Origin of the sequence: Promicromonospora sukumoe, from assembly GCF_014137995.1 — a bacterium.
Lineage (GTDB): Bacteria > Actinomycetota > Actinomycetes > Actinomycetales > Cellulomonadaceae > Promicromonospora > Promicromonospora sukumoe.
Map to the genome: position 1 here is coordinate 580805 of NZ_JACGWV010000002.1, position 24977 is coordinate 605781.

The window sequence follows — 24977 nt, forward strand, 5'->3', positions numbered from 1 at the left end:
GGGAGTCGCCCGGCAGCCGGCGGGTGAGCGGCGGGTGACTTTACAGCGCCTTCGGCAGCGCCTCGCGCAGGTCGTCCACCAGGGTGCGCATGTAGGTGGCGGTGACGTGGTGGCCGTCGCGGTAGACCAGCGTGTTGCCGATCACCGCGGGGCAGGTCGTGTCGTCGCAGAAGCTGTCCCCGAACTCGACCGACCGCACGCCGGGCGCCTGGTCGAGAGCCGCGGGCACCACGTCCCGGCCGTCGAACGCCTTGTCGGCGGGCTTCGCGCAGCCCTCGGGGTCGTCGTAGTTCTCGGTCACGCACGTCACGAGGCGGTCGGACGGCTTGGGGGTGTCCCGGATGACGACCACCTGGGACCCGGCCGCGGTGAGCTCGTTCCACACCTCGGCGAAGCCGGCGGCGCCGGCCTCCTCCTCGCCACCCCGGCGCTCGAAGCGCAGGTGCTCGTACGACGTGGTCACCACGAGGTCGGGCCGGAGCTCCGCCAGGTCGGCCCGCGTCCTCTCGTTCGCGTCGAAGCACCCCTCGACCAGGCCGTTGCTGATCCGGCGCTCGGCGTTGTACGGGCAGCCCGAGTGCAGGTACGTCACGACCTTCCAGCTCCGCTCGGCCGCGACCGCGATGATCGGCTCGGTGAACATCTCGGCGTGCGAGTCGCCGACGACGGCGACCGTCGCGACGGGGTTCTCCGTCTCGCCGAACTCGCAGACCGGGGTGGTCTCGTCCTCCTGCGGGGCCAGGCAGCGGTCGGCCTCGGGCCACTCGTCGGCGGCGGCACGCAGCGGGTTGGGCGTCATCGCCGGCTCGTCGCCGAGGAACGGCACCAGGCCGTTCGCGAGGCTCTCGGCCACGCGTGCGTCGGTGTCCGCGGAGACGGACTCCGCGCGCTGGTCCCACTCCCCCATGACGCTCTGCGCCCGGAGCGGCAGCGCGAACGTGAGGCCCGCGACGACCACCATCGCGACCAGGGCCGAGACGAGCATGCGGCCGTCCGAGCGGAACCACTCCAGGGTGCGGACGGGCCGCTCCACCAGCACGTAGCTGCCGATGGCGAGCGCGAAGGAGACCACGAGCAGCGCGACGACGTCGGGCAGGGTGGGCGTCCGCTCGGTGCGGACGGCGAAGAAGACGACGACGGGGAAGTGCCACAGGTACAGGGAGTACGAGACGTCGCCGATCCGCTGCACCACCCAGGACTCGGCGATCCGGCGCAGCGAGCCCGGCCCGGAGGTCCGGCCCGCCACGATGACCGCGCTCGTGCCCAGGACGGGGACGAGCGCGGCGACGCCGGGGAACGGCGTCGCGTCGGAGTAGAAGCAGGCGGCCGCGACGATCAGGGCGACGCCGCCCACCGCGAGCGTGCTGCGCAGCGCCCGGAACCGCTCGGTGTCCCGCATCAGCAGCGCCAGCACGCCGCCGGCACCGAGCTCCCAGACGCGGGTGAGCGTCGAGTAGTAGGCCTCGGGGTTGTCTGCGCGGACCTCGAGCACGCTCCACACGAGGGAGGCCGCCACGACCACGCCGAAGATCACCAGCAGCGTGCGGCGCAGCCCGGCGGTGTCGCGGGCCTCCCCGGCGGCGCGTCCGGAGCGCAACGACCACAGCCGCAGCGCGAGGACCACCAGGATCGGCCAGAAGAGGTAGAACTGCTCCTCGACGCCGAGCGACCAGAAGTGCTGGAACGCCGTCGGCTCGTTGCCGGCCGCCTGGTAGTCCACCGCGTCGGCGGCGAGCGCCCAGTTCTCCACGTAGAACACCGAGGCGAGCGCGTGCCGCCACCAGAGCTGCAGCAGGTCGAGCGGGAGCAGGACCAGCGCGACGGCGAGGGTGCCGACCGTCGCGACGAGCGAGGCGGGCAGGATGCGGCGGGCCCGCGCGGCCCAGAACTTCTTGAGGCTGACCGTGCCGGTGGTCGACGCCTCGCGCCACAGGTGGCCCGTGATGAGGAAGCCGGAGATCACGAAGAAGACGTCCACACCGATGTAGCCGCCGGGCAGGAGCGCCGGGTCCACGTGGTAGACGATGACGAGCAGGACCGCGAGGGCGCGCAGGGCCTGGACCTCGGGCCGGAACTTGCGCGGCGGAGCCGTCGGCCCGGCGGCGGTCGAGCCGGGCGGAGCGGACGGTGCGGTCGGTGCGGTCGTCGTTGCCGTCATGCTGATGCGCGCTCTTCGCTGTCTCGGGGACGGTGGAGCGTCCGGGCGCGACGCCTTGCCACCCCCTGCGGACGCGACCGTTACCCTATCGGGTATATCGGATACTCGGCGCCGGACACGGCGGGGTCCCGGCCCCTGGCGCGAGGCCGGGACCCGGGCGTCCGCCGTCGCCCGGGGACGACGACGGCGCCCGGGGCGCGGGCGGCTACCTCGCCTGTTTGGGCAGGATCTCGCGCATGTCGTCCGCGAGCTGGGCCATGTAGGTGCGCGTCACGTGGTGGTCGTCGCGGTAGACGAGCACGTTGCCGATGACCGCCGGACACACCGTGTCGTCACAGAACCTCTCCGACAGGTCGACGACCTCGGCCTGCGGGGCGAGCTCCGCGGCGGCGGGCACCACGTCGCGGCCGGCGAGCGCCTCCGCGCGCGGCCTGCCGCACTTCTCCGGGTTCTCGTAGTTGTCGCTGACGCACTCCATCACGTCGGACCGGGCGAGCGGGTTGTCCCGGACCACCACGACGCGGGTGCCGCGGTCGGTGAGCTCGTTCCACACCTCGGCCAGGCCCGCCGCTCCCGGCTCCTGCTCCTCGGGACGCCCCTCGAACGTGGTGCGCTCGAGGTACGTGGTGACGACGAGGTCCGGGTCGAGCTCGCGCAGGTCCTCGCGGGTCCGCTGGTTGGACTCGTAGCAGCCGTCGATGAGCCCCTGGTCGCCGCTGTCCCGGCGGTCGGCGGTGTACGGGCAGGACCCGTGCAGGTAGGTGACGACGCGCCACCCGCGCTCCTTGGCCACGGTCACGACCGGCCCGGCCAGCACGCCGGCGTGCGAGTCCCCGACGACGGCGACGGTGGCCTTCGGGTTCTCCGTCTCGCCGTACTCGCAGGGTTCGGCGTAGGCGCCCGCCGCGGAACCGAGGCAGCTGCCCAGCGTGTCGCCCTTGTCGAACCCCGCCTTGAGGGGGTTGGGCTTCATCGCGGTGTCGCCGTCGACGAACGGGACGTACCCGGTCCGGAGCGCCTCCTGCACCCGCTCCGCCTCCTGGCCGGAGATCATCGACGCGTTCTGGTCCCACTGCTCGTTGGTCGCCCGGTCCCGGAGCGGGAGGGTGAGCGCGATGCCCGCGGTGAGGACCATCGCCAGCAGCGCCGCCAGCAGCATCCGGCCGTCGGCGCGGAACCACTGCGACGTGCGGACCGGCTGCTCGACCAGGGTGTAGCTGGCGACGGCGAGCGCGAACGACACGGCCACGATCGCGAGCACGTCCGTCACCCCCGGGTCCCGGCCGGTGTGGATGCCGAAGAACACGATGACCGGGAAGTGCCAGAGGTAGAGCGAGTACGAGATGTCGCCGACGCGCTGGACCGCCCAGGTCTCGAAGATCGCCCGCATGGAGCCGGGGCCCACGGTCCGGCCGGCGGCGATGACCGCGCAGGCGCCCAGCGTCGGGAGCAGCGCGGCGGTGCCGGGGAACGGCGTCCCGCCGTCGAGCACGCAGGCCGCCACCACGATGGTCGCGACGCCGAAGATCGCCAGGGTGTTGCGCAGCGGGGCGAACCGGGTCGTGTCGCGGACCACCAGCGCCAGGATGCCGCCGGCCGCGAGCTCCCACATGCGCGTGAGCGTGGAGTAGTAGGCCACCGGGTCGCCGGCCATGGACTGCCGGACGCCCCAGACGAAGGACGCGACGGCCACCAGGGAGAACAGCACGAGCAGCAGCCCGCGCAGCACCTGCGGGTCCGGCTGCGCCGCCACGCGCCGCGCCCGGCCCCACAGCACGACGGCGAGCACCACGAGCAGCGGCCACACCAGGTAGAACTGCTCCTCGACGCCGAGGGACCAGAAGTGCTGGAACGCGGTGGGCGCGCTGGAGGCCGCCTGGTAGTCGACGGCGTCCCGGGCGAGCGCCCAGTTCTCGACGTACAGCACCGAGGCGAGCGCCTGCTGCCACCAGGTCTCGACCAGCGACCGCGGGAGCAGCACCAGCGCGACGGCGATCGTGCCGACTGTCGTGACGATCGACGCGGGCAGGATGCGCCGCGCCCGGGCGGCCCAGAACTTCTTGAGGCTGACCCCGCCGGTCCTCGACGCCTCGCGCCACAGGTGACCGGTGATGAGGAAGCCGGAGATCACGAAGAACACGTCCACACCGATGTAGCCGCCCGGGAGCACCTCCGGGTCGATGTGGTAGACGAGCACGAGCAGCACCGCGAGGGCGCGGAGCGCCTGGACCTCGGAGCGGAACTTCCGTGCTGGCGTGGAGCTGGACGCGGTCTGCGGTCCCTGGTCTGCGACAGGGGTGGAGGTCGAGGTCGTTACCGTCATGGAGATGTCGGGCTCTTCGCTCTGTAGGGAGAGATGTCGGCCCAGAATGTCACAACCGCCACAGATCACCCCCCTCGGGAAGGCCGCTCCGCGGGCGCCTGCACCGAGGTTTCACATCCGCCGACATGAGGCGAAATTCTCCGCACACGGTAGGTTGCGGGAAATCCCCATCAGGGGCCTGAGCACCTCAAGGAGAGTGAAATCCATGCGCATCTCCGCATCCCGGCGCGTAGCCGCCCTCGCCACGGCGACGACGCTCGCGCTCACGACGCTCGGCAGCGTCGCCGGCAACGCTGCGGACGAGCCGGAGTCGACGCCCGTCCCGATCGTCACGCCCGACGGAGCCCTGTTCTCCTACGTCGTGAACACCGAGCGGGCCGGCGTGGCCCAGACGGTGCTGGCCACCAAGGCGGTCAAGCGCGCCGAGGGCGTCGTCGTGCAGAGCTGGCCGCAGATCGGCGTCGTCGTGGTGCACTCGGCCAACGGCACGTTCCGCGAGGACGTGCTCTCCGCGGACCGGCTCGGCGTCATCGACTCGGTGGGCGCGACCCGGACCGTCTCCCCCACCGAGGGCACGCCCGGCGCGGACGCCCCGGCGGGCGCGAAGGAGAGCCGGTCGGTCGTGGGCAAGGGGCAGAAGGACTCGGTGGGCGGCACGGTCGACGGGCCGTCGCGCAGCACCGCGGCCGACCCCGACCCGGGCGAGGTGACGCAGTGGGACATGGAGATGATCAAGGCCGACCAGGCCATCGAGATCAACCCCGGGTCGTCGCGCGTGACCGTGGGCGTGCTGGACTCCGGCATCGACGCGGCACACCCCGACCTGGCCTCGCAGGTCGACGCCGACCAGTCGGTGAACTGCACCGACGGCGGCCGCCCCGACCTGTCGGCGACCGGCTGGCTGCCGACGACGTCCGACCACGGCACGCACGTGGCGGGCACCATCGCCGCGGCGCAGAACGGCACCGGCATCGTGGGCGTGGCCCCGGGCGTCAAGCTCGCCTCGGTCAAGGTCGTGAACGACGACGGCTTCATCTACCCCGAGTACGCGGTCTGCGGCTTCGTCTGGGCCGGCCTGGAGCGCATGGACGTCACGAACAACTCGTACTACGTGGACCCGTTCATGTACTGGTGCTCGGACCAGCCCGACCAGGCCGCCGCCAAGGAGGCCGTGCGCCGCGCGGTGGAGTTCTCGACCAAGCGGGGCGTGGTGCACGCCGCCGCCGCGGGCAACGCGTCCACCGACCTGGCGAACAACACCACCGACAACTCCAGCCCGAACGACTCCGCCGCCGTCCAGCGGACCATCAACTCCGGCTGCGAGGACATCCCGACCGAGCTCGACGGCGTCGTGTCCGTCTCGTCGCTGACCCAGGCGGGCAACCTCAGCTCGTTCTCGAACCGCGGCCTCGGCAAGATCGACGTCTCGGCCCCGGGCAGCTCGATCCTGTCGACCGAGCTCGACGGCACGTGGGGCCTCAAGAGCGGCACCTCGATGGCGTCGCCGCACGTCGCGGGCGTGCTGGCGCTCCTGAAGTCCGCGCACCCGCGCTGGAGCCCGGCCAAGCTGGAGGCGGCGGTCCGCGCCCAGGCCGACGACCACGAGTGCACCACCACGACGGCCGGCCCGGCCTGCGTGGGCACGCCGGCGGAGAACAGCTTCTACGGTGACGGCATCGCCGACGCCCTGGACGCCGTCAACCGCTGACGACACCCGCACCGCACGTGTCAGACCCTCAGGTCCCGGGAGGGACCTGAGGGTCTGACACGTCCGCGAGCGGGGCCCCCGCCGGTTCCGCGAACAGCCACCCGGCCTTCGCCCGCAGCGCCTGGTGCAGCGGGTGGGCCAGGGTCGCGGCGTAGGTGGCGGTCATGTGGTTGTCGTCGCGGTAGATCAGCACGTTCCCGACCACGCCCTCGCAGAGCAGCTCGGCGCAGATGAACCGCGTCAGGTCCAGGTGCACGGCCGACGGCGGGACCCCCTCGGCGCCCCGGACCGGGTTCACGGGCGAGTACACCTCGTCCCGGGGCCGGGAGCACCCGGCGTCGGGCGCCTCCTCCACGCACGCCGGCACGTCGAACCCGAAGCGCGGGTTGTCCCGCAGCGTCACGACCCGGATGCCGGACTCCGCCAGGCGCTGCCAGGCGAGCACCTCGGGCGGGTCGACGACGTCCCCGGGTTCCGTGGGCGACGTACGGCTGCCGACCACCATCACGGCGTCGGGCCGCATCTGCTCCAGCGCCGCCATCGCGTTGGCCCGCCAGGCCCAGCACATGTTGGTGGGGTCCGGCGGCTCGACCGGCTCGGCGAGGCGGCAGCCGCGCCGGGCGAGCAGCAGCGCCTGCCAGCCCTCCTCCTTCGCGACCTCGGTCATCGCGGGCGTCCACTGGATGGTGTGCGAGTCGCCCACCATGACGACCACCCGCTCGGGGTCCCGCTCGTCGTGCAGCACGCACATCAGGGGCCGGTCCGACCCCGCCGTGTGGGAGCTGCCCTCGATGCAGCCGTCGCCGTCGACGGCGGGGCGGTCCCGGGCCGCGACCGCGGGCGCGGGCAGCACCGGCACGCCGTCCGGCACGGGTTCCGTGTAGGCGTCGCCCAGGGCGAGCGCCCCCGGGTACTCGGCCGGCCCGGAGTCCTCCGCGGCCGACGACGCGAGGTCCTCCGCCGCGGCCAGCAGCGCGGCGTCCCGGCGCTCCAGCCCGGCCAGCCCGGCGACCGTGCCGCCGGCCACCAGCCCCACGCAGACGGTGACGGCGACCAGCGCGCGCACCCCGCCGAACCGCTCGCGGAACCGTTGCGCGGGGTTGCCCACGAGCTGCGTCGTGAGCCACGACAGCACGACGGACACCGCCATGATCAGCGCGGCGCCGGTCAGGTCCACGTGGTCCCGGCCCGTGTGGTGCAGGTACGCGATGAGCAGCGGCCAGTGCCACAGGTAGAGCGCGTAGGAGATGTCGGCGACGAAGCGCAGCGGGGCCACCCGCAGCAGGCCGCGCGGCCCCCAGCCGGCGCTCCCGCCGGAGCCCAGCAGCACGAGCAGCGCGCCGGCCACCGGCCACAGGGCCCACGGGCCCGGGAACAGCGCGCCGCCGTCGAGCACGAAGCCGCTGGAGACGACCAGCCCCAGCCCGGCCCAGCCGAGCAGGGGGCGCAGGGCGTCCGGCAGCCGGAGCCACGGCAGCAGGAGCGCGAGGAAGCCGCCCAGGCCGAGCTCCCAGAACCGGGCCCAGGTGTGGAAGTACGCGACCGGCTGGTCCGCACCGTGCAGCGCCTGGGCGAAGACGAACGAGGCGACCGTCGTGCCGCCAGCCACGACCAGCAGCAGGCCGCGGGAGCTGATCCGGGCGGTGCGGGCGAGCGCGACGACGACCAGCACGACCACGGGCCAGGCCAGGAAGAACTGCCCCTGCACCGACATCGACCAGAAGTGCTGCAGCGGGCTGGTCTGCGGCCCGGCGGCGCCGTACGCGAGCTGGCCGGAGATCATCTCCCAGTTCACGTAGTACAGGGCCGAGGCCAGGATCTCCCGGCCCGTCTGCATCCAGGTGCCGCGCGGCATGACCCACCAGGCCAGGGCCGCCGTGGCGGCGAGCACCAGCAGTGCGGGCGGGACCAGCCGCGCGAACGTGCGCCCGTAGTGCTCGCCCAGGCGCAGCTCGCGGCGCTCGGCGCGGCGCAGCAGCGACCCGGTCGCGAGGAACCCGGACAGCACGAGGAAGACGTCGACGCCGCCCGACACCCGGCCGTCGCCGAACAGGTGGAACGCCACGACGAGCGCGAGCGCCAGCCCGCGCAGGCCGTGCAGCTCGGGCACGTGCGCGGCCGGCCGGCCCGCGGGGGTCCCGCCGTCCGGCGGGCGGGCGTCGGTGGCCGGCGTGGGCGGCTCGCCCGGCACGGTGCCCACCGCCGGCCCGGACGGGGGCGGCGGGCTCGAGACGACGGTCACCTGCGGAACCTCCGGTTCGGTGTGCGGGTCGTGGCCGCGCACCGCCCGGACGCGCCGCGGTGCTCGTCCTGGCCAGGGACCACTTCTGGGGGGGAGCACGAGGGCCGCCGACCTGGGTCGGCGGCCCTCCAGCGGTGCGGAGCGTATCAGCGCCCTGCCGCGTGATTCATTACGTTCCGGACACGTTCGTCCCGGCGTCGGACGACGTCAGAACTGGTGCGCGGGCCCGCCGATCATGCCCGCGGCGACGGTCTTGTTGGTCGCTTCGTCGACCAGGATGAACGCGCCCGTCTGGCGGTTCGCCTGGTAGGAGTCCACGAACAGCGGCTGGGTCACGCGCAGGCGGATGCGCGCGATCTCGTTCAGCTTGATCTCGGTGGCGTCCTCGTCGCGGTGCAGCGTGTTCACGTCGACGCGGTAGTTGATGTTCTTCACCATCGCGCGTGCCCACCGGGTGGTGTGCTTGATCGCGTACTTCTTGCCCTGCACCAGCGAGGCCGACTCGTCCATCCAGCAGATCTGCGCGTCGACGTCCTGCGTCACCGTGGGGGCGTTGTTCGGGCGGCAGATCATGTCGCCGCGCGAGATGTCGATCTCGTCGGCCAGCCGCACCGTCACCGACATGGGCGGGTACGCCTCCTCGACGGGGCCGTCGGCCGTGTCGATGGACGCGATCGTGGTCTCCAGGCCGGCCGGAAGGGCCAGCACCCGGTCGCCCGGCTTCATGACGCCGGACGCGACCGTGCCCGCGTAGCCGCGGTAGTCGCGCGTGTCGTTCTGCTGCGGCCGGATCACGTACTGCACGGGGAACCGGACGTCGACCAGGTTGCGGTCGGAGGCGACGTGCAGCCGCTCGAGGTGGCTGAGCAGCGGCGAGCCGTCGAACCAGGGCATGTTCTCCGACCGCGTCACCACGTTGTCGCCCGCGAGGGCGGACACCGGGATGAAGGTCAGGTCGGGCACGCGGAGGCGGGAGGCGAACTCGGTGAACTCCGCGCGGATCTTCTCGAAGACCTGCTCGTCGTAGTCCACCAGGTCCATCTTGTTCACGCAGACCACCACGTGCGGCACGCCGAGCAGCGTGGCCAGGAACGTGTGGCGCCGCGACTGCTCCACGACACCCTTGCGGGCGTCCACGAGGATCAGGGCCACGTCCGCCGTCGAGGCGCCCGTGACCATGTTCCGCGTGTACTGGATGTGGCCGGGGGTGTCCGCGATGATGAACTTGCGCTTGGGCGTCGCGAAGTAGCGGTAGGCCACGTCGATGGTGATGCCCTGCTCGCGCTCGGCGCGCAGCCCGTCCGTCAGGAGCGACAGGTCCGCGTAGTCGTTGCCGCGGTCCTTGCTGACCTGCTCCACCGACTCAAGCTGGTCGGCGAAGATCGACTTGCTGTCGAACAGCAGCCGGCCGATCAGGGTGGACTTGCCGTCGTCGACCGAGCCGGCCGTGGCGAACCGCAGCAGGTCGCCGCTGGCGACCTCGGGGTGCGCCTCGGCGGCGTCGGGAAGAGTCGTCGTCATCAGAAGTAGCCTTCCTTCTTGCGATCCTCCATGGCGGCCTCGCTCACCTTGTCGTCGCCGCGGGTGGCGCCGCGCTCCGTCAGCCGGACCGCCGCCACCTCCTCGACGACGTCGCGGAGCGTGACCGCCGCGGACTCGACGCACGCGGTGAGGTTCGCGTCGCCCACGGTGCGGTAGCGCGTGGACCGGACCTCGGCGGTCTCGCCGTCCTTGAGCGGGGTGAAGCCGTTGACCTCGTAGAGCATGCCGCTGCGCTCCACGACCTCGCGCTCCTTGGCGAGGTAGAGGTCGGGCAGGTCGATGTCCTCGGCCTCGATGTAGGACCAGATGTCCAGCTCGGTCCAGTTGGACAGCGGGAACACGCGGATCGACTCACCCTGGTGGACGCGGCCGTTGTAGAGGTTCCAGATCTCCGGGCGCTGGTTCTTCGGGTCCCACTGGCCGAAGTCGTCGCGGAAGGAGAACACGCGCTCCTTGGCGCGGGCCTTCTCCTCGTCGCGACGTCCGCCGCCGAACAGGGCGTCGAAGCCGTGCTTCTCGGCGGCCTCCAGCAGCACCGGCGTCTGGATGCGGTTGCGGGAGCCGTTGGGCTCCTCCTGCACGAGCCCGCGGTCGATCCCCTCCTGGACGGAGGCGACGACGAGCTGGACGCCCGTGCGCTCCACCCAGCGGTCCCGGCAGTCGAGCACGGTCTGGAAGTTCAGGCCGGTGTCGACGTGCATGATCGGGAACGGGACGCGCGCCGGGGCGAACGCCTTGACGGCCAGGTGCAGCATGACGATGGAGTCCTTGCCGCCGGAGAACAGCAGACAGGGGCGCTGCATCTCGGCGACCACCTCGCGCATGATGTGGATGCTCTCGGCCTCCAGGCTGCGCAGCTGGCTCAGGACGTGACTCTTCACTCCTCAAGCACCTTCTTTGCTATCTGCCCCGACCACGGACTCGACACCTACGGTGTCGAGCAGCTCACGCAGGCGCGGAGCGAGTGCCGGGGGGCATACGAACAGGTCAGGGAGCCAAGGGTTCTCCCGGTTGTACTCGAGCTCGGATCCGTCGAGACGGGTGCAGACGAGTCCGCGGGACCTGGCCACGGCGACGGGGGCCGCGGAGTCCCACTCGTACTGCCCACCCCCGTGGACGTAGGCGTCAACTGTAGCGTCGGCTACTGCCATCATCTTGACCCCGGCGGAGCCCATCGGCACGAGTTCGACGTCGTCCCGCTCGGCCAGGGCCGCCACGAAGGCGGGCGGACGGCTGCGGCTCGCGGCGATCCGCAGCGGCCGGTCCCCGGCCAGCACGGCGGCGGTGTCGTCGTCGGGCACGACGCCGTCCGCGGTGGTCAGGACCTGCGCACGCGCGGGCAGGGCGACCGCGCCGGACGTGAGCCCGGCGCCCCGCTCCCAGAGCGCGACGTGGACGGCGAAGTCGTCCCGCCACTGCCCGGCGAGCGGCCCGTCGGCGTGCCGCTCCGCGAACTCGCGGGTGCCGTCGAGCGGGTCGATGATCCACACCCGGTCCGCGCCGGTGCGGGACGCGTCGTCCTTGGCCTCCTCGGAGAGGACCGCGTCGTCGGGCCGGGCGGAGGCCAGGGCCGCCGCGAGCCACTCCTGGGCCGCGGCGTCACCCGCGTCCTTCAGCTCCTTGGCGTCGAAGGAGCCGCCGGCGGCGTCGACCTCGGCGCGGAGCGCGAGCAGCACCTCCGCCGCTCCCGAGGCGAGTGCGTGGGCGAGGGCGTCGTCGTCGAGCGACGCCGACAGGAACGTGGGGGGCGGCGCGTTCATCGATCTCCAGGGTGGACGGCGTTCCGGCTGGTCCGGCCGTCGCTGCGCGGCGCTCGACAAGGGGCCAAGGCGCCACAGGTGCAGTCCGGCGAACGCGCCGAGGCTACCATTCCGGCATGCGATCCAGCGCCAGTGGACCCATAAGCATCACTACCGGCTCCAGGAGGCGCTAATGGACACTATCCCGATGGGTTTGATCGGAATTACGATCGCCCGTATCCGCCGCGCGAGCCGCGCGCGATGAGCATCGACCTTCCCCTGGTCCTCGGCGGCCTCGTCGTCGGGTTCATCGTGGGCCTGACCGGGATGGGCGGCGGCGCCCTCATGACGCCGATGCTGATCTTCGTGTTCCGCGTCGACCCGCTCGTCGCGGTCTCCAGCGACGTCGTCGCCAGCCTCTTCATGAAGCCCGCGGGCGCGATCGTCCACCTCCGTCGTGGCACGGTGCACCTCAAGCTCGTGCTGTGGCTGTGCATCGGCTCGGTGCCCGCCGCGTTCTCCGGAGCGCTGCTCATCCAGGCGCTGCCGTTCGGCGACTCGCTCGACGCCGCGCTCAAGACGGTGCTCGGCGTCGCCCTGCTCATCGCCTCCGGCGGGCTCGTGGTCCGCGCGGTGCTGCAGATGGTGCGCAGCCGCTCGGCGCTCGGCGAGGGGCCTGCCCGGCCCTCCGCGCCCGAGGAGCTCGTGGTGCGCCCCGTCCCCACCGTGATCCTCGGCGCCGTGGCCGGGCTCCTGGTCGGCATGACGTCGGTCGGCGCGGGCTCGGTGGTCATCGTCGTGCTCCTGCTGCTCTACCCGGCGCTCAAGGCGTCCCAGCTCGTCGGCACCGACCTGGTCCAGGCCGTGCCGCTCGTGGCAGCGGCGTCGCTGGGCCACCTGCTGTACGGCGACTTCTCGCTCGGGCTGACCACGTCCCTGCTCATCGGCGCCATCCCCGGCGCCTGGTTCGGCGCGCACGTGTCGGCGCGCGCGCCGGGCGGCATCATCCGCCGCGCCCTGGCCATCCTGCTGCTGGCCTCCGCGCTCAAGCTGCTCGGCGCGAGCCTGCCCGTCGTGCTGGGCGCGGCCGGCGCGGCGCTCGTCGTCGGCAACCTGGTGTGGTTCTGGGTCAAGCGCCGCTTCTCCGCCGCCCCACAGCAGCCCGTAGCAGACTCGAGTCCAGACCCCGCAGAATCGAGCACCCGCACATGACCGACTCCCCCGCCCACGTCCTGTCCGACGCCGAGCTGGACCTCCTGGAGCTGGTCCTCGGCGGCGCGGTGCCGCCGTCGGCCCTTCTCGCGGCGCTGCCGGGCCTCCCGTCCGACGTCCTGCTGACCGACGCCGAGAACACCCCGCTGGCCCGCCTCACGCGGACGGGCGCCGACGGCGTCGTGCTCGAACCGCTCAAGCCGCTCGCGGCGGCGATCGGCCCCCAGTGGGACGCCGCCGTCCGCCGTCCGGCCCGCGAGGTGCGCACGGACCTCGCGTCCGGGCCCGACGGGAACGCCCTCGGCCTGCTCGTCACCGAGGTGCCGACCGCCGAGGAGTCCGGCACGGCCGCGGCACTCGCCGCGGGGTCCGCCGCCGTGCTGCTGCTCGTTCCGGCCGCGCGCCGGGCCCCGGAGCCCGGCGCCGTGGGCGCCCCCGGGCTGGTGCGGGCGACCCTCGCCCTGGCCGGCACCCTGGCCGAGCGGACCGGGGCCCGGGTGACCACCGTCGTCGTGCCGTGGTCCGGGCCGGCCGGCACGGACCTGCACGACGTCGCGGCGTCGTACGGCGCCGTGCGCGTCGAGACGCTCGCCGCGCACCGCACGCCGGCCACGGCGGAACGGGTGGCCGCGCTGCCCCACGTGCGGGACGAGGCCGTGCGGGCGCTGTACCCGCCCGCGTCGGCCGCCGAGGTGGTGCGCGCCGCGAGCGGCGGCCACCGGCAGGGCACCGTCGTGTTCTTCACGGGCCTGTCGGGCTCCGGCAAGTCGACGGTGGCGCGCGCGCTGGCCGCCGAGCTGGAGGACGACGGCCTGGGCACGACCCTGCTCGACGGCGACGAGGTGCGCCACCACCTCTCGAAGGGCCTCGGCTTCGACCGCGAGTCCCGCGAGACCAACGTGGAGCGCATCGGGTACGTGGCCGCGCTCGTCGCCAAGCACGGCGGGACCGCCGTCGCCGCCCCGATCGCGCCGTTCGCGGCCGGCCGGGCGAAGGTACGGGCCCTGGCCGAGGAGGCCGGCGCCCGGTTCGTCCTGGTGCACGTCAGCACGCCGCTGGAGGTGTGCGAGGCGCGCGACCGCAAGGGCTTCTACGCCCGGGCCCGGGCCGGCGAGATCGCCGACTTCACGGGCATCTCCTCGCCCTACGAGGAGCCCGACGACGCCGAGCTCGTCATCGATACGTCAGTCGTGTCCGTCGACGCGGCAGTGGACGCGGTTCGCGCCCACCTCAGAGCGGCCGGGTGACGGAGCGCACCCGACCGCAGCCCCGCCGTCGCGGCACCGTCCGGGCACGGCACGAGATCAGATGGAACTGGAGCACTGCATGACCAAGACGAGAACGCTGGACTGGCGACAGGGATACTCCAGGGGGCGCCTGACCGGCGCGAAGTTCCGGGGCGCGTTCGGCCCCGAGGTCGTCGGCCGGAACCGCAGGGACGAGGTGCTCGAGGAGTTCTCGCACCTGATGGTCCGGCACGCCCGCGGCGAGAAGATCCCCAAGCTGGAGGTCGCGGCCATGCGCCGCCGCGCCCTGACCAAGCGGTTCAGCGACTGGGACGGGATGGTCCTCGGGATCGTCGCGACGCTCGCCACCGCCTTCGGCAACGAGGGCGCCAAGAACTGGATGCCCGCGCTGCTCGCCGCCGCCGGCCGGTTCGACGAGGTGGTCGACATCGAGCCGGAGTTCGTGGTCGGCGGTCCCAAGCACAAGGACTGGCTGATCGTCGTCACGGCCCTCGCGGGAGCCGGGCGCGGCGACCTCGCCCGGGCGTTCGCCGAGCGGCTCGACAAGGAGTTCCCGCCCGACGCCGACGACAACGCCCACCTGACGGTCTGGGGCGAGGACGACCTCTCGCAGGAGTACGCGCGCCTGCAGCGGCAGGCACCGGGCGGCGCGGCGCTGCCCGTGTTCTTCCACCTCCCGTTCTCGGGCGGCACCAGCATGATCGTGGCGCTCAAGCGCCTCGTCCCGTGGGGCCGCATGGTGCAGATCAACCGCCGGCACGGCCTGCTGCAGGTCGAGCACGCCCTGCAGATGCCGGCCGAGGACGCCGAGCGGCTCATGCTCGTGCACCAGCACCACCCGTTCCCCCTCCAGATCCCGGGCCGCGAGCTCAGCCACTTCACGGTCCTGCGCGACCCGGTGTCGCAGATCCGGTCCGGCTACTTCAAGCGGATCTCCACCCCCGGGATCGTGCCGACGCTCGACGAGTCCCCGACGTTCGACGACCACATCGCGTACACGGTCAAGCACGGGATGACGAACATGCTGGCGCGGCAGATCGTCACGACCCACCCCGACCTGCGCGTGGCCTACGGCAAGCGGTTCGCGGGCGCCGGCCAGTTCGAGTCCATCCGGCACGAGGAGGAGATGTTCTGGCTCGAGGCCACCGCCGGGCTGCGCGAGGACGACCTGCTCCGGATGTGCCGGGAGACGCTCGACGAGCGGTTCCACCTGGTCGGCACGATGCGGCACCTGGAGGCCAGCCACCTCGCGGCGGCCGCCTCCACGGGCGCGCTCATCGCGGACCGCGTGGGGCACCGGGGCGCCTCGGGCCAGCCCGAGCGGACCACCGAGGAGTCCGCCGCGGTGCGCCGGCTCCGGGAGGCGAACGGCGTGGACCAGCTCCTGTACGACGAGTACACCGCTCGTTTCGAGCAGGACCACTCCGCCCTGATCGAGCTGGTCGGCTCGCACTGACCCCCGGCGTGCCCGCACGCGAGAGGCCCGCCGCCCCGAGGGGCGGCGGGCCTTCGTGCTCCGGCCGTCAGGCGCGGACCGTACGGGTCGTCAGGCGTCCACCTTGCGGGGCGCGCCCTTCCCGTTGCCGTTGCCGTTCTTGGCCCCCGGCCGACCGCCCTTGCGGCCCGGCGGCCGCTGGCCGCGGACGTACTCCTTGTACCGCTCGGCCACCTCCATGGTGGGGCCGTCCATCACGAGCTTGCCCTCGTGCACCCACAGCACCCGGGTGCACATGGCCTCGATCGTCGAGATCGAGTGGCTCACGAGGAACACGGTGCCGGCGTTCTCCCGCACCTCCTCGATCCGGGCCTTGGAGCGCGCCTTGAAGGCGGCGTCACCCGTGGCGAGCGCCTCGTCGATCATCAGGATGTCCGGCGAGGCGGCCGACGAGATGGCGAAGCGCAGCCGGGCGCCCATGCCCGAGGAGTACGTCTTCATCGGGAGGTACACGAAGTCGCCGATCCCGGCGAACTCCACGACGTCGTCGAAGCGCTCCTCGACCTGCTTGGGCGTCAGGCCCAGGGCCAGACCGCCGATCATGATGTTCCGCTCGCCGGTCAGCTGCGGCATGAGGGCCGCGTTGACGCCGAGCAGGGACGGCTCGCCCGAGACGTGCACGCTGCCGGACTTGGGCGGCATCAGGCCGGCGACCGCGCGCAGCAGCGTGCTCTTGCCGGAGCCGTTGACGCCCACGATCCCGACCGACTCGCCGTGCCGGACCGTGAACGAGATGCCGCGCACGGCGTGCACCTCGCTCACCGCACCCACGTGCTGGCGGCTGGAGCTGATGAGGCGGCGGAAGAACGACTCCTTGACCTCCACCTCGCGGACGTTCGCGCCCTTGGCCGCCTCCTTCTTGCCGCGGCCGCCGATGACGCGGTAGACGACGTGCAGGTCGTCCACCACGAGGCAGGGGTCGCCGATCGGCGTCTCGGGCGGCGTCTCGCCGACGTCCTCGGGCTCGAGCTCGAGGTCGAAGTCCATGTGTGCGTCGGCCTCAGTCACGTCCGTACCTCTCCTCGCCCCGCCAGAAGACGACGAAGCCGATCACGAATACCAGCACGGCCCAGCCGGCGCCGAGCGCCCACATCAGGCCGCTCTGCGGGATGGTCTCCTCCTGCGTCAGGCAGGAGCGCACCAGGTACAGGAAGACGGCGACGGGCTGGTACTCCAGGACCCCGCCGACCACCGCCTTGGCACCCTCGGAGATCTCCATCCGGTCGATGTAGAGGGCCAGCGGGAAGATCACGCCCGACCCGTACATCACCACGCGCATGACGAAGCCGATGATGTTGTCGAGGTCCGGCGTGGTCGCCACGACCCGGGCCATGATGAACGCGAGCCCCGTGTTGAAGATCCAGAGCAGCGTCACGGCGGCGGGCAGCAGCAGCCACCACCACGTGATCGTCATCATCTGGTAGCCCGGGATGAACCCGCTCAGCAGCACGATGACGCACATGACCGCGAGGGCCGGCACGAGCGTCGCCAGGAGCGACAGCACGGTGGACATGGGCAGCACGGCCCGTGGGAAGTGCAGGGAGCGCAGCAGCTGGGTCTTGCCGCTGATCGACTTGGCGCCGCCGGTCACCGACGACTCGATGAACCGGAAGATGAAGACGCCGACCACGATGAACGCGATCGAGTTGTCGACGTGCCGGTTGACGCCGAGCAGGACCCCGAAGATCAGCACGTAGACGGCCGCGTTCAGGATCGGGTTCAGCACGGCCCAGAGCTGGCCCAGGTAGTTGCTCTGGTTCTTGGCGTAAGCCGTCGACGTCGCCAGGACGCGGATGAAGTTCCAGCGCCCGGCCAGGTCCCGGATGTACTCCCCGAGCGGCGGACGGACGTTCAGACGGCGCAGGCCGTACTGCTCCGCCAGGGCGATCCGCTCGGCCGAGGTGGTCTCGGGGACCAGCGGCTGCGGCGGCTGCGGTGCCTTCCGCGCACCGCTACGCGCGGGGCGGACACCGGCTGCGGCCGCATCGGTGGTGGGTGTGCTCACGGTGTGTGAAATACCTGTCTGTGGAGGGCAGGCCGGTTTCGACCGACCATCAAAAGCCTAGCGGGTCGCCGCGAAAACCTACCAGATCCGTCGGACTCCCCAGGTCAGAGGCCTGCCGTCCCCTCTCAGTTCCCCACCGTGAGAGACTGCCCATCGTGCCGACCGCCCATCACAACCCGCCGCATCCGATGCGGCCCGCGGGTGCGCTGGTCGAGTCCCCGCTGCAGCTCCTGTGCACCATCGAGGCCCACGCCGCGGGACTCGGCGGGACGCCCACCCGGGTGCACGTCCGTGACGACGTGCCCGCGCTGGGCGACGCCCTGCACGAGGTGCGCCGGTTCGGCCTCCCCGACGGTTTCTCGGCCGACCTGGCCGGACGGCGGACGGCGCTCACCGCCCACGAGCCGGTCTGGCTGGTCGGCGACGCCTTCTCCGGGCTGTTCCAGGCGACGGCGCCCCTGCGACGCGGCCTGGCCCGCGTGGTGCTGGTCGACGACGGCCTCGCGACCCTGGACCTGGCCCGCCGGCTGGCGGAGCGCGAGCCGCTGGTCCGCCCGCGCGCGGACGCCGGTGCCGCCCGCCGCAGGCTCGGCACCGTCGCCGCGCGCCGGCTGCGCGACCTGGCCGCCGACGGGCGCGCCACCCTGTTCACCGCGCTGCCGCTCGAACCCGCGGTCGCCGACCACCTGACCGCCCAGGGCTTCGAGCTGGTGCGCAACGAGTTCGCCTGGCTCGCCCAGGCGCCGTCGGCGGGTGCCCCGGACGAGCCGACGGTGGTCATCGGCTCGGCCCTCGCCGCCGACGGGCTGATCGACACCGACAGCTATGTGGAGTGGGTCCGGTCGCTCGCCGCGGACGGCCCGCTGCGCTATCTGCCGCACCGCCGCGAGACGGACGCCGTGCTCTCCCGGCTCGCCGCGACCGACGGGCTCTTCCTGGACGCCGCGGGGGCCCCGGTAGAGCTACGCTTGCGCGGCATGGCGGCATCGCAGCGCGTCGTCAGCCTCCCGTCCACGGCAGCAGTGCTGCTGACGACGATCCTCGCCCCCCGGGGCGTGGCCGTCATGCCGCAGGCCGTGCCGGAGAGCTGGTGGACCGACCGCGCGGCACCGAGCCTGCGCGCGCACCTCTCGAGCGTGCTCCGGCTCGCGGCAGAAGCACGTGCCGCCAGGACCGGACCCGACCCGACCTACCCGGAGGACCACGGATGACCATCCGCGTGCTCGCCGTCGCGGACAGCGACTCCTACCTCAAGTGGGCATGCTCCACGCTCGACAGCCTGGGTGACCCCGAGGCTCCGCTGGAGCGCGCGGCCGTGCTGGTGCGCACCCCCATCGTGCCCACCACGAGCCAGATCGCCGCGGCCGTCGCCGGCTCCACGGTGGTGCGCCCGCAGGTGCTGAGCCTGGGCGCCCTGCGCGACCACGTCCGCAGCACGCGGCCCGACGTCGTCCTGGTGGCCGCCACCGGCCCGATCGCCGAGATGGTCGCGCGCACCGTGGTCCGGGCGGACCCGAAGCGCCGCCCGGCGCTGGTGACCGGGCTACCGGGGATGGCCCTGCCCGCCACCCCGCGGGGCGCGGCCTGGCGTCGCTGGTGCGACGCGTTCGTGGTGCACAGCCGCCGCGAGCGGACCGCCTATGCGGAGGCGTTCGCCACGCAGGACGTCACGCCCCAGGTCGTGCTGACCCACCTGCCGTTCCTGGAGCGGCACACCACGATGGCGACGGCGCCCGTCGGCCGCGTCGTGTTCGCCGCCCAGGCCAAGGTGCCCGCCGGCCGCGCCGAGCGGGTGCAGCTGCTGGACAGCCTGGCCAAGGTCGCGGGCGAGGGCCTCGAGGTGATCGTCAAGCTCCGCGCGCGCAAGGGCGAGCGGCAGACCCACAACGAGGAGCACCCCTACGACGACCTGTGGGAGACCGAGCACGCGGGGCTCGGCCACGCCGTGAACGCCCTGCGCTTCGTGGACGGGCCCATGGCCGAGTGGCTGCAGCCCGGTACCGCGCTGGCCACGGTGAGCTCCACGGCCGCGCTGGAGTCGCTGGCCCTGAACCTGCCGACCGCCCTGGTCGAGGACTTCGGTGTCTCGGAGGAGCTGCTCAACGAGCCCTTCGTCGGCAGCGGCTGCCTGGTCTCCCTCGCGGACGCCGGCAAGGTGTTCCACGAGAACGGGCCAGTGCCCGACGCCGCCTGGCTCGACGACAACTACCTGCACGAGACCGAGTCCGAGCTGCCCGCCCTCGTCGCGTCGCTCGCCGCGCAGCGCGCGGACGGCACCCTGCGCTCCCTGCCCGACGTGCGCCCCTGGCTGTGGCCGCGGCACGTGCGGGTGGTGCTCCAGTCGGTGCTGCCGGGCTGGCTCTACCGCACCGTTCTCGTCGTCGGGCGCCCGGTCAAGCGCGTGCTCGGCAAGGCCGCGCCGTCGCTCGCGAACCGCTAGCGCGGCGCCCGGCGGGCGCGACAGGTCGACTCAGGCGGTCTCGGACGACGAGGCCGCCTGAGCTGTTTCCCGGCGGTTCGGCTGCCGCAGCACACCGGGTGATTTGACCGGACAAGTCGGGTAGTTCGTTGTCTCGGTACCTCGTACCGGATAGCGTCGTGAGCGAGGCCAGAACCCGGCCTCACCCCCTATCGGCCGGAAGACTTTCATGAGACGTGCTCTGATCAGCACCACTTCCCTGGCTCTGTCGCTCGTGCTCGCCGGCGCAGGCGCCGGCACCGCGATGGCCGCGGAGTCGCCCTCCCCGAGCCCCTCGCCGAGCGTGAGCGTGTCGCCGACGCCGTCGCCCTCGCCGTCGGTGAGCGAGCCGGACCCCGAGACCGGCGGCGAGCCCGACGACGAGGTCGCCGCGCTGGAGTACACGGGCCTGGACGTGCCCACCTACACCTGCGACACGGACCCCACGGACGACTTCGCCCTTCCCGCGGACACCGACGGCGTGACGTACACGCTGGAGGACGGCGTCTTCGTCGCCACGCCGAACGAGGGCTACCAGTGGGTCGACTGGTACTTCAGCGACCCGTGGGTCGACCCGGCGTTCAGCAACTTCGGCCCGGGGTTCCGCATCCCGGAGGTGGGCCCCACCGAGCCGATCGCGATCCCCGTGGCCGACATGGCCTACCCGAACTGCAACCACGACGACGAGACGACCGTGGACCTGTCCACCGAGTGCGTCGACGGCCTCGGCTACCTCGTCTACGACATCGACGCGTGGTGGGCCACCGAGGACACCACGGTCCGGATCTACCCGTACACCAAGGACGAGGCGATCCGCGGGCACATCGTCTACGAGGGCACCGAGCTTTCCGGCCGCCTCGCGTGGGACGGTAGCTCACCGGGCATGACGAGCGAGATCGGTCCGATCGGGAGCGGTGTGAACCTGCCCGACGTCGACGCCCCGATCTTCTCGCTGAGCACGGGCGGCCCGGAGAAGCACGCCGCCATCGTCAAGGCCGACTTCTCGGCCGACGACCCCTGCCTCGACGCCGCCCCCGGCGACGGCGAGAGCGGCGGCGGCTCGGCCGGCGCCGACGACGAGGAGCTCGCCGCGACGGGCCCCGAGGCCGCCTGGCTCACCGCCGGCGTGGCGGCGCTGCTCGTGGCCGCCGGTGCGGCGCTCGTCGTCGCACGGCGTCGCATGCGCGCCTGAGACGACCCCGCTGAAGCGCCGAGGCGCCCACCCCGCACAGGGTGGGCGCCTCGGTGGTCTCCGGCGTCAGGAGCCGGGCGGCAGGTTCGGCGTCAGACGCCGTCGTCCGTACGGACGCGCTCGGTGAGGCCGCGCAGGAACCCGGCGCCCCACGCCATGTGCATGGTCATGAGCGTGATCGGCAGCACGAGGGCCGAGCGCACGTCGAGCCGCGGCGGGCGGGTCGCGGCGTGCGCGGCGGCGACGAGCACGCCCAGCGTGTAGGTGACGGGGGCCACGAGGCCGACGACGAGCAGCGGCGTCAGGCCCGCGACCGCGCCGGCCACGGCCAGCAGCACGGACACCCCGAGCACGACGACGGCGGTCGGCGGGGCCAGGTAGCGCAGGTTCGCGGTGCCGGGGTTGCGGCGCACCACCTCGCGGCGCCACATGCCGGTGCGCCAGAACTGCGTGGCGACGGCGCCCAGCGTGCGGCGCGGCTTGTACTCGACCACGAGGGAGGGGTCGAACCAGAGCAGGCTGCCGCTGTTGCGCAGGCGCAGGCACAGCTCCCAGTCCTGGGCCCGCACGTACACGGGCGAGTACCCGCCCACGCGCTCCAGCGCCTCGCGGCGGAACGTGCCCAGGTAGACGGTCTCGGCCGGGCCGGCGCTGCCGCCCGTGTGGAACGAGGCGGCGCCCAGCCCCGCGGGGTGGCTCATCGCGCGCGCCACGGCCTTCTGCACGGGGATGTCGCCCACGGGGAGCATCTGCCCGCCGACGCCGTCCGCGCCCGCGGCCTGGAGGGCCTCCACGGCGCGGCGCACGTACGTGGGCTCGACCACGGTGTGGCCGTCCACGCGGACGAAGATCGTGTGCCCCTCGGGCATGCGCTCCAGGCCCGCGTTGAGGCCGAGCGGCTTGGAGCCCGTCGGGTTGTCCACCACGGTGACGCGGCCGGTCTCGACCGCGAGCTTGTCGGCGATCTCGCGGGTCCGGTCCTTGGACGGCCCCACCGACAGCACCACGTGCAGCGGGTGCGGGTAGTCCTGGCCCAGGACCGAGCGCACCATGGGCTCGAGGTAGGGCTCCTCGTCACGTACGACGGCGACCACCGTCACCAACGGCATGCTCGCCGCCTCTACCCGCTCGGGCACGAGGCCTCCTCTCGTGGGCGCCACGACCGGGCCGCACGGCCCGTGATCGTCAGTTCTGCACAGTCCGGGAACATCAGAGGCGGGCACCGCACGCGCGGCGCCCGCCTCCGACGATGAACAGCTTCACGGACTCAGGGCCTGACGGCCGCCGGGTCCGCTTCGTGCCTTCGCTCGGACGTTGTGCGCCCGAGCATAGGGCCTTCGGCTCAGGCGTCGACGCGACGCAGGCGCGACATCGGCGAGAACTCGCCGGGCATGACGCGCTTCTGGCCGTCGCCGAGAGCCTTCTCGAGGATGCGGATGTCGCGCACCAGGTTCTCGAGGCCCTTGGGCTCGAGCGAGGACGCGTGGTCCGAGCCCCACATGGCGCGGTCGAGCGTGATGTGACGCTCCACGGCGACGGCGCCCAGGGCGACGGCCGCGAGCGAGATCTGCAGGCCGGTCTCGTGGCCCGAGTAGCCGACGGGCACGCCGTAGCGCTCCTGCAGCGTCGTGATGGTGCGCAGGTTCGCCTCCTCGGGGGGAAGCGGGTACGTCGACGTGGAGTGCAGGATGACGAGCTTGCTCTTGTCCAGGATCTCCACCGCGGCGTCGATCTGCTCGAGCGTCGACATACCGGTCGAGAGGATGATCGGCTTGCCGGTGGCGGCGAGCGCGCGCAGCATCTCGTGGTCCGTCACGGAGGCCGAGGCGACCTTGTGCGTCGGCACGTCCATCTTCTCGAGGAAGTCCACCGACGGGGCGTCCCACGGGGACGCGAACCACTGCACGCCCTTGTCCTTGGCGTACGCGGCGATCTCCGTGTACTCCGGCTCCTCGAACTCAACCTTGTACTTGTACTCGAGGTACGTCATCTCGCCCCAGGGCGTCTGACGGATCTTGTCACGCTGGTCCTTCGGCGTGCTGATCTCCGGAGTGCGCTTCTGGAACTTCACGGCCTGGCACCCGGCCTCGACCGCCACGTCGATGAGCTTCTTGGCGATCTCGACGTCACCGTTGTGGTTGATGCCGATCTCACCGATCACGTACACGGGCTGGTCGGCGCCGACCTGCAGGTCGCCGATAGTGACCGGCGCGGGCTGCGCGTTCGTCGCGCTCATAAGAAGGTCCTTCCGAAAGGGTCTAGCACAGGGTAGTGCTGTTACGTGTCGCCGGGACTAACCGGCGACGACGGGGGCCTGGGCAGCTGCCGTACTGGAGGTGACTTCACCCGGACGCGCAGCGAGTATACGGTCACAGATCTCACGAACCGCACCGTTCCCGCCCTCGCGGGACAGGACGAGGCGCGCCTGAGCCTTGACCTCGGGGCGTGCGTCGGCGACCGCGACGGGCCATCCGACGACCGCCATGGCGGCCAGGTCGTTCACGTCGTTCCCGACGTAGGCGACCCGGGCGGGGTCGAGGTCCTGCTCGGCGATCCAGGCCCGCAGGGCGCGGGCCTTGTCCTCGACACCGTGCATGACCTGCACCTTCAGCTTGTCGGCGCGAGACGCGACCACCTTGTTGGTCTCGGTCGACAGGATGAGGAACGGCAGTCCGGTCCGGCGCAGGCGGGAGACGCCCATGCCGTCGCCGCGGCTCACGCGCACCTGCTCGGTGCCGTCCTGGTCGACGTAGGCGTGGTCGTCGGTGTGGACCCCGTCGAAGTCGGTGACGAGCGCGTCGACGTCGAGCGGCAGCGGGGCCGCGTCGCTCTCCTGGTCGACGAGCTGGCGGGCGAGCCACAGGTCGCGCGGCTCGTCGATCTCGATGGACCACTCCGGGGCGACCGGCTGGATGCCGACGTCGCCGAAGAACCGGGTGCTGCCTGCACGGAACCCGTCGGTCCTCATCACATAGAAGGCACCGGTCTCACGGAAGTGCGGCGCCCGCTCCTGGCGGCGCGGCCGGTATTCCGTGGTGTGTCCCACAGGGGTCGCGACGCCGTCGTCGATGCGCCACTGGAAGTCGTGGGTCTCGGAGACGGCGACGACGACGTCCTTGTCCCCCGTGGTGACGCGACGGATCGCGGTGTCCAGGTCCTCCGGGTCGATGAACGGCGAGGTGCACTGCACCAGGACGGTCACGGGCGGGATCTCCTGGGGCGGCAGGCCGCCGTCCCCCGCCTCGACGCGGTCCAGGACGTGCAGCAGGGCCGACTCCGACGACGCGGTGCTGCCCGCGATCTCGGCGGGACGCGCGACGACGCGGGCACCGTGCAGGCGGGCCTCCGCGGCGATCTCGTCGTGGTCGGTCGAGACGATGACCTCGGCCACCGACGGGGCGGCGAGCGACGCCTGCACCGCACGCCCGACGAGCGTGATGCCGTCGACCCGGGCGAGGTTCTTCAGCGGTACGCCCTGGGACCCGCCGCGCGCGGGGATGATGACGATCGCTGATGGGGATGTCTGGTCGGGCATGGCCTAATCTCTGGTGGTAGGGACGGGACTAGTAACGACCCTATCGAACGAGGCCGGCCGTCCTTCCGGAGCGGCTCCTCGTGCTGGAGATCACCTCGACTACTGTAGCGTCCAGCCCAGC

The 24977-nt window shown here is 72.5% G+C and carries 18 protein-coding genes; 7 read left to right on the top strand and 11 right to left on the bottom strand.

The window, feature by feature from the left end:
* Window positions 1-40 precede the first annotated feature (40 nt).
* Together FHX71_RS19705 and FHX71_RS19710 are read right to left on the bottom strand one after the other, a co-directional pair.
* Window positions 41-2158, bottom strand: coding sequence for an acyltransferase family protein (locus tag FHX71_RS19705; RefSeq protein ID WP_182619161.1), 2118 nt, complete (start codon window positions 2156-2158; stop codon window positions 41-43).
* A gap of 205 nt (window positions 2159-2363) precedes the next feature.
* Window positions 2364-4481 (bottom strand): acyltransferase family protein, encoded by a 2118-nt coding sequence (locus FHX71_RS19710; RefSeq protein WP_182619162.1) that lies wholly within the window; start codon window positions 4479-4481, stop codon window positions 2364-2366.
* 205 nt (window positions 4482-4686) lie between these two features.
* Between FHX71_RS19710 and FHX71_RS19715 the strand changes: the two genes are divergently transcribed.
* Window positions 4687-6189 (top strand): S8 family peptidase, encoded by a 1503-nt coding sequence (locus tag FHX71_RS19715; protein WP_182619163.1) that lies wholly within the window; start codon window positions 4687-4689, stop codon window positions 6187-6189.
* 28 nt (window positions 6190-6217) lie between these two features.
* Here the strand turns inward: FHX71_RS19715 and FHX71_RS19720 are convergent, their stop codons facing one another.
* From FHX71_RS19720 to FHX71_RS19735, 4 genes are all read right to left on the bottom strand, one after another.
* On the bottom strand, window positions 6218-8431 hold the full coding sequence (locus FHX71_RS19720; protein ID WP_182619164.1) for an acyltransferase family protein: 2214 nt from the start codon (window positions 8429-8431) through the stop codon (window positions 6218-6220).
* A gap of 207 nt (window positions 8432-8638) precedes the next feature.
* Complete coding sequence (cysN, locus tag FHX71_RS19725) at window positions 8639-9952, bottom strand: sulfate adenylyltransferase subunit CysN (RefSeq protein ID WP_182619165.1); 1314 nt, start codon at window positions 9950-9952, stop codon at window positions 8639-8641.
* Window positions 9952-10854 carry a sulfate adenylyltransferase subunit CysD gene (gene cysD / locus FHX71_RS19730; protein ID WP_182619166.1) on the bottom strand — a complete coding sequence of 301 codons (903 nt, stop codon included), beginning with the start codon at window positions 10852-10854 and terminating at the stop codon, window positions 9952-9954. The genes cysN and cysD overlap by 1 nt, the downstream gene beginning before the upstream one ends.
* A 3-nt stretch (window positions 10855-10857) precedes the next feature.
* On the bottom strand, window positions 10858-11733 hold the full coding sequence (locus FHX71_RS19735) for a 3'(2'),5'-bisphosphate nucleotidase CysQ (RefSeq protein ID WP_182619167.1): 876 nt from the start codon (window positions 11731-11733) through the stop codon (window positions 10858-10860).
* Between the two features lie 240 nt (window positions 11734-11973).
* Between FHX71_RS19735 and FHX71_RS19740 the strand changes: the two genes are divergently transcribed.
* From FHX71_RS19740 to FHX71_RS19750, 3 genes are all read left to right on the top strand, one after another.
* Window positions 11974-12924, top strand: coding sequence for a sulfite exporter TauE/SafE family protein (locus FHX71_RS19740; protein ID WP_182619168.1), 951 nt, complete (start codon window positions 11974-11976; stop codon window positions 12922-12924).
* On the top strand, window positions 12921-14171 hold the full coding sequence (gene cysC, locus FHX71_RS19745) for an adenylyl-sulfate kinase (protein WP_182619169.1): 1251 nt from the start codon (window positions 12921-12923) through the stop codon (window positions 14169-14171). Before FHX71_RS19740 ends, cysC begins: the two co-directional genes overlap by 4 nt.
* A 79-nt stretch (window positions 14172-14250) precedes the next feature.
* Window positions 14251-15627, top strand: coding sequence for a hypothetical protein (locus FHX71_RS19750; RefSeq protein ID WP_182619170.1), 1377 nt, complete (start codon window positions 14251-14253; stop codon window positions 15625-15627).
* 90 nt (window positions 15628-15717) lie between these two features.
* Here the strand turns inward: FHX71_RS19750 and FHX71_RS19755 are convergent, their stop codons facing one another.
* Together FHX71_RS19755 and FHX71_RS19760 are read right to left on the bottom strand one after the other, a co-directional pair.
* The gene (locus tag FHX71_RS19755; protein WP_312877144.1) at window positions 15718-16674 is read right to left on the bottom strand and encodes an ABC transporter ATP-binding protein; all 957 of its coding nucleotides are present in this window, start codon (window positions 16672-16674) and stop codon (window positions 15718-15720) included.
* Entirely contained in the window at window positions 16667-17671 is a 1005-nt protein-coding gene (locus FHX71_RS19760; RefSeq protein WP_182619171.1) for an ABC transporter permease, read from the bottom strand. The genes FHX71_RS19755 and FHX71_RS19760 overlap by 8 nt, the downstream gene beginning before the upstream one ends.
* A gap of 155 nt (window positions 17672-17826) precedes the next feature.
* Here FHX71_RS19760 and FHX71_RS19765 point away from each other — a divergent pair, with 155 nt between their 5' ends.
* The 3 genes from FHX71_RS19765 (at window position 17827) to FHX71_RS19775 (ending at window position 21321) form a co-directional block, all read left to right on the top strand.
* On the top strand, window positions 17827-18882 hold the full coding sequence (locus tag FHX71_RS19765) for a hypothetical protein (RefSeq protein ID WP_182619172.1): 1056 nt from the start codon (window positions 17827-17829) through the stop codon (window positions 18880-18882).
* Complete coding sequence (locus FHX71_RS19770; RefSeq protein WP_182619173.1) at window positions 18879-20111, top strand: DUF6716 putative glycosyltransferase; 1233 nt, start codon at window positions 18879-18881, stop codon at window positions 20109-20111. The genes FHX71_RS19765 and FHX71_RS19770 overlap by 4 nt, the downstream gene beginning before the upstream one ends.
* Window positions 20112-20319: 208 nt before the next feature.
* Entirely contained in the window at window positions 20320-21321 is a 1002-nt protein-coding gene (locus tag FHX71_RS19775) for an LAVTG motif-containing sortase-dependent surface protein (protein ID WP_182619174.1), read from the top strand.
* Window positions 21322-21413: 92 nt separating this feature from the next.
* Here FHX71_RS19775 and FHX71_RS19780 read toward each other — a convergent pair whose 3' ends face one another.
* From FHX71_RS19780 to FHX71_RS28860, 3 genes are all read right to left on the bottom strand, one after another.
* A complete protein-coding gene (locus FHX71_RS19780) occupies window positions 21414-22457 on the bottom strand; it encodes a glycosyltransferase family 2 protein (protein WP_312877145.1) in 1044 nt (347 codons plus the stop codon).
* Window positions 22458-22663: 206 nt separating this feature from the next.
* Complete coding sequence (locus FHX71_RS28855) at window positions 22664-23557, bottom strand: N-acetylneuraminate synthase family protein (RefSeq protein ID WP_220490213.1); 894 nt, start codon at window positions 23555-23557, stop codon at window positions 22664-22666.
* A 57-nt stretch (window positions 23558-23614) separates the two neighbouring features.
* Complete coding sequence (locus FHX71_RS28860; RefSeq protein ID WP_220490214.1) at window positions 23615-24856, bottom strand: acylneuraminate cytidylyltransferase; 1242 nt, start codon at window positions 24854-24856, stop codon at window positions 23615-23617.
* Between the last annotated feature and the right edge of the window lie 121 nt (window positions 24857-24977).

What these genes read in the sequence shown, in the direction of transcription:
- FHX71_RS19705 (WP_182619161.1), bottom strand. Translation starts at nt 2,158, where the DNA reads ATGACGGCAACGACGACCGCACCGACCGCACCGTCCGCTCCGCCCGGC.
- FHX71_RS19710 (WP_182619162.1), bottom strand. Translation starts at nt 4,481, where the DNA reads ATGACGGTAACGACCTCGACCTCCACCCCTGTCGCAGACCAGGGACCG.
- FHX71_RS19715 (WP_182619163.1), top strand. Translation starts at nt 4,687, where the DNA reads ATGCGCATCTCCGCATCCCGGCGCGTAGCCGCCCTCGCCACGGCGACG.
- cysN (WP_182619165.1), bottom strand. Translation starts at nt 9,952, where the DNA reads ATGACGACGACTCTTCCCGACGCCGCCGAGGCGCACCCCGAGGTCGCC.
- FHX71_RS19735 (WP_182619167.1), bottom strand. Translation starts at nt 11,733, where the DNA reads ATGAACGCGCCGCCCCCCACGTTCCTGTCGGCGTCGCTCGACGACGAC.
- FHX71_RS19740 (WP_182619168.1), top strand. Translation starts at nt 11,974, where the DNA reads ATGAGCATCGACCTTCCCCTGGTCCTCGGCGGCCTCGTCGTCGGGTTC.
- cysC (WP_182619169.1), top strand. Translation starts at nt 12,921, where the DNA reads ATGACCGACTCCCCCGCCCACGTCCTGTCCGACGCCGAGCTGGACCTC.
- FHX71_RS19750 (WP_182619170.1), top strand. Translation starts at nt 14,251, where the DNA reads ATGACCAAGACGAGAACGCTGGACTGGCGACAGGGATACTCCAGGGGG.
- FHX71_RS19770 (WP_182619173.1), top strand. Translation starts at nt 18,879, where the DNA reads ATGACCATCCGCGTGCTCGCCGTCGCGGACAGCGACTCCTACCTCAAG.
- FHX71_RS19775 (WP_182619174.1), top strand. Translation starts at nt 20,320, where the DNA reads ATGAGACGTGCTCTGATCAGCACCACTTCCCTGGCTCTGTCGCTCGTG.
- FHX71_RS28855 (WP_220490213.1), bottom strand. Translation starts at nt 23,557, where the DNA reads ATGAGCGCGACGAACGCGCAGCCCGCGCCGGTCACTATCGGCGACCTG.
- FHX71_RS28860 (WP_220490214.1), bottom strand. Translation starts at nt 24,856, where the DNA reads ATGCCCGACCAGACATCCCCATCAGCGATCGTCATCATCCCCGCGCGC.